The organism is Pseudomonas sp. BF-RE-21, from assembly GCF_019947305.1.
Taxonomy (GTDB): Bacteria; Pseudomonadota; Gammaproteobacteria; order Pseudomonadales; family Pseudomonadaceae; genus Aquipseudomonas; species Aquipseudomonas migulae.
Window position 1 is genome coordinate 1 of the sequence record NZ_JAGYGF010000104.1, and the last position, 3,960, is coordinate 3,960.

Here is a 3,960-nt window from a genome sequence, read left to right on the forward strand (position 1 = left end):
CGCATAACTCGCGGGCCTCATCGCCAGCAAGCCGGCTCCTACAGGGAATCTGACTACCCATTGGTCTGATTGCATTCACAGCCGGATGGGTTAGTGTGGTTCTTACCTTCCAAAACAATAAAAACAGGCTTTCCAATGAGCCAGAGTCTCAGCCAGCTGCGTAAATTCGTTTCGCCTGAAATCATTTTCGGTGCCGGTTGCCGGCACAACGTCGGCAACTATGCCAAGACCTTTGGCGCGCGCAAGGTCCTGGTGGTCAGCGACCCCGGCGTCATTGCCGCCGGGTGGGTTGCCGATGTCGAGGCCAGCCTGCAGGCCCAGGGCATCGATTACTTTTTGTATAGCGACGTTTCGCCCAACCCGCGTGTCGAGGAAGTCATGCTCGGTGCCGAGTTGTACCGGGAAAACCACTGCGACGTGATCGTCGCCGTTGGTGGCGGCAGCCCGATGGATTGCGGCAAGGGCATCGGCATTGTCGTCGCTCACGGGCGCAGCATCCTCGAGTTCGAAGGGGTGGACACCATCAGCGTGCCCAGCCCGCCATTGATCCTGATCCCGACCACCGCCGGCACCTCGGCGGATGTCTCGCAATTCGTGATCATCTCCAACCAGCAAGAACGCATGAAATTCTCCATCGTCAGTAAAGCGGTGGTGCCGGACGTGTCGTTGATCGACCCGGAAACCACCCTGAGCATGGACCCGTTCCTGTCAGCCTGTACCGGCATCGACGCGTTGGTGCATGCCATCGAAGCCTTCGTCTCCACGGGCCACGGGCCACTGACCGACCCCCACGCGCTGGAAGCCATGCGCCTGATCAACGGCAACCTGGTGCAGATGATCGCCAACCCGACGGACATCGCCCTGCGCGAGAAAATCATGCTCGGCAGCATGCAGGCCGGGCTGGCGTTCTCCAACGCGATCCTCGGCGCGGTGCACGCCATGTCTCACAGCCTCGGTGGCTTCCTCGATTTGCCCCATGGCCTGTGCAACGCGGTGTTGGTGGAGCACGTGGTGGCCTTCAATTACAGCTCGGCGCCGGAACGCTTCAAGGTGATTGCCGAGACGTTCGGCATCGATTGCCGTGGCCTCAATCACCGGCAAATTTGCGGGCGGCTGGTTGAACATCTGATCGCGTTGAAACACGCCATCGGCTTCCACGAAACCCTCGGCTTGCACGGCGTCAGCACGGCGGACATCCCGTTCCTGTCGCAACATGCCATGCACGACCCGTGCATCCTGACCAACCCGCGTGAATCCAGTCAGCGTGATGTCGAGGTCGTCTATGGCGAAGCCCTCTGACGAGCAACAGGCGGCGCTGGCCGGCTTGCTCGGATTGGGCAGCCATTCGGCGCGCAAGAGCCATTACCCGGAACTGGCCGCCCGCCTGGAAGACCTGGAAACCGAGCGCAATCGCTACAAGTGGTTGTTCGAACACGCGGTCTACGGGATTTTCCAGGCCAGCCTCGACGGCGGCATGCGGGCCGCCAACACGGCGCTGGCACGCATGCTCGGCTATCAGGACCCGCAAGACGTGATGTTTTCCAAGGCCGACCTGGCCAGCCAGCTGTTCGTCGGCGGTGAGCAGGAGCTGGAAAACATCGGCGAGATCCTTCGGCATCAAGGCAGCCTGCATGGCTATGAAACCCAGTTGCGCCGCCAGGACGGCAGCAGCGTCGATGTGCTGATGAACCTGTTGCTCAGGCCCGATAAGGAACAACTGGTGGAGGGGTTTGTCGCCGACATCACCGAGCGCAAACAGGCCCAGCAACGGTTGCAACAGCTCAATGACGAACTGGAGCAACGCGTCACCGCGCGCACCGACGAATTGCTTGAAGCCAACCGCAACCTGCAGCAACAGATCACCCAGCGTAAACAGATCGCCGAAGCCTTGCGCGATGCCCGTGATGCCGCCGAGGCCGCCAATCGCAGCAAGGACAAATACCTCGCCGCTGCCAGTCATGACCTGCTTCAACCGCTCAACGCCGCGCGTTTGCTGATTTCGACCTTGCGTGAGCGCAAACTGCCGGACGTCGAACAGGTGCTGGTCGAACGCACGCATCAGGCCCTGGAAGGGGCGGAAGATTTGCTCACCGATTTGCTGGACATCTCCCGGCTCGATCAAGCGGCGGTCAAACCGGATGTCGCGTTGTACCGCCTCGATGAATTGCTCGGGCCGTTGGTGTCGGAATTCCAGTCAGTGGCCGACGCGGCCGGGCTGCGCTTGCGCGTGCACATGGGCGATTACGCCATTCGCACCGACCTGCGCCTGATGACGCGCATCCTGCGCAATTTCCTCAGCAACGCCTGTCGCTATACCGACGAGGGCAGCATCCTGCTCGGCGCCCGGCGTCGCGGTGACAGGTTGCGTCTGGAAGTCTGGGACACCGGGCGCGGGATCCCGGCGGATCGCCTCGACTCGATCTTCCTTGAGTTCAATCAACTGGACGTCGGCCGCGCCGCCGACCGCAAAGGTGTGGGGCTGGGGTTGGCGATCGTCGAGCGCATCGCCAAGATTCTCGACTACCGGGTCCAGGTGCATTCGCTGCCGGGACGCGGTTCGATGTTCAGCATTGAGGTGCCGATATCCCGTGAGGTTCCGTTACCCATCAGCCTCGCGGCGCCCCAGCCGGGCACGGGCAACCCGTTGCCGGGCCGGCGTTTGCTGGTGTTGGACAACGAGGTCAGCATTCTGCAAAGCATGAGCGCGCTGCTCGGGCAATGGGGCTGCGAAGTGGTCACCGCCACCGACGAGGCCTCGGCGCTGGCCGCGTTGCAGGGGCACGCGCCGGAGCTGATTCTGGCGGATTACCACCTCGATCATGGGGTGGTGGGGTGTGAGGTGGTTCGGCATTTGCGCGAGCATTTCAGCCAGACGATTCCGGCGGTGATCATCACCGCCGACCGCACCGATCAGTGCCGCCGCTCCTTGCAGCGACTGGATGCGCCGTTGCTGAACAAACCGGTGAAACCCGGCAAGTTGCGTGCGGTGCTGAGTCAGCTGTTGGGATAGGCGCGGTATTGCAGGCTGAAACCCAGCTCGGCGGATTGATCTTGTTCCAGCAGCACCAGTCCCGGCCGACCGGGCAAGTGGTGCGCATTGACTGGATGGCTCACCGGTTCGATGCAGAAAAACCCCAAGTCCACCGGGCAGTAGAGCAGGAAGTAATCGCTGCCGCTGGCCTGGCATTCCAGTTCATAACCGAGGTCGGGTTGCTGGATCAGGCAATGGCCATCCCATTGGCAGAAACCATTGTCGACCAGCGTGTCGGGCAGGGCCTTGAGCTGGCGAAAATCCCACTCGGCAGGCAAAGGACCGAGTCGGGTCGGCAGTTTCGAGGCGTCGCACCACCACACCTGCTCAGCCTTGGCCTGTAACCGAGTGCCCGCGGTACGAGGCAGGTACGGGTGCAGCCCCAAACCATGCCAGGCGGCGCGCTCGGCCAGATGCGTGACGTGCAACCCGATGCTTAGTTTGCCCTGGCTCAAATGAAAACGCTGCCGGGCGCGATAGGCGAACGGCCTGGTGCTGTCGAGTTGCAGGACGACTTCATCACGGGTTTGCGAAACCACCTGCCACGGTTGTTGCCAGGCGCTGCCGTGAATCGGCAGGGGATCGGTGAGGCTGTTGGGCTCAAGCGCGAGCCAGCCGTCCGGGCGATCGAAACCACCGTCGGAAATGCGGTTGGACCATGGCACCAGCGGAAAACAGCCGAGCTTGCCCGGCAGACCGGTGTTTAGCGCGTGCGCGTCACTGTGGCGCAACAGCGGCTGCCCCGAACTGTTGACGGTCCAGTTGACGATGCTGCCACCGGTTTCGGGGGCGAGGGTGAGGTGGGTGAATTCGTCTTCGAGTTCGAGCAGTGTTGGCGTCATGGTGACCTGCGAAATCTATGAATGCGTGGACTATCCGTAGGAGCCAGGCTTGCCGGCGAAGGCGTATTTGAGATCGCCTTCGCCGGC

Annotated in this window: 3 protein-coding genes; 2 read left to right on the forward strand and 1 reads right to left on the reverse strand. The window is 62.1% G+C overall.

The annotated features are described in order from the left end of the window. The first annotated feature begins 135 nt into the window (after positions 1 to 135). Both ercA and KGB25_RS30230 read left to right on the forward strand, forming a co-directional pair. On the forward strand, positions 136 to 1,299 hold the full coding sequence (gene ercA / locus KGB25_RS30225; protein ID WP_008024858.1) for an alcohol dehydrogenase-like regulatory protein ErcA: 1,164 nt from the start codon (positions 136 to 138) through the stop codon (positions 1,297 to 1,299). After that, positions 1,283 to 3,010 carry a NahK/ErcS family hybrid sensor histidine kinase/response regulator gene (locus KGB25_RS30230; protein WP_008036767.1) on the forward strand — a complete coding sequence of 576 codons (1,728 nt, stop codon included), beginning with the start codon at positions 1,283 to 1,285 and terminating at the stop codon, positions 3,008 to 3,010. The genes ercA and KGB25_RS30230 overlap by 17 nt, the downstream gene beginning before the upstream one ends. On the opposite strand, the gene KGB25_RS30235 is transcribed toward KGB25_RS30230, so the two are convergent. Then, a complete protein-coding gene (locus tag KGB25_RS30235; RefSeq protein ID WP_223437991.1) occupies positions 2,995 to 3,873 on the reverse strand; it encodes an aldose 1-epimerase in 879 nt (292 codons plus the stop codon). The two genes, KGB25_RS30230 and KGB25_RS30235, sit on opposite strands and share 16 nt — an antisense overlap. Positions 3,874 to 3,960 lie beyond the last annotated feature (87 nt).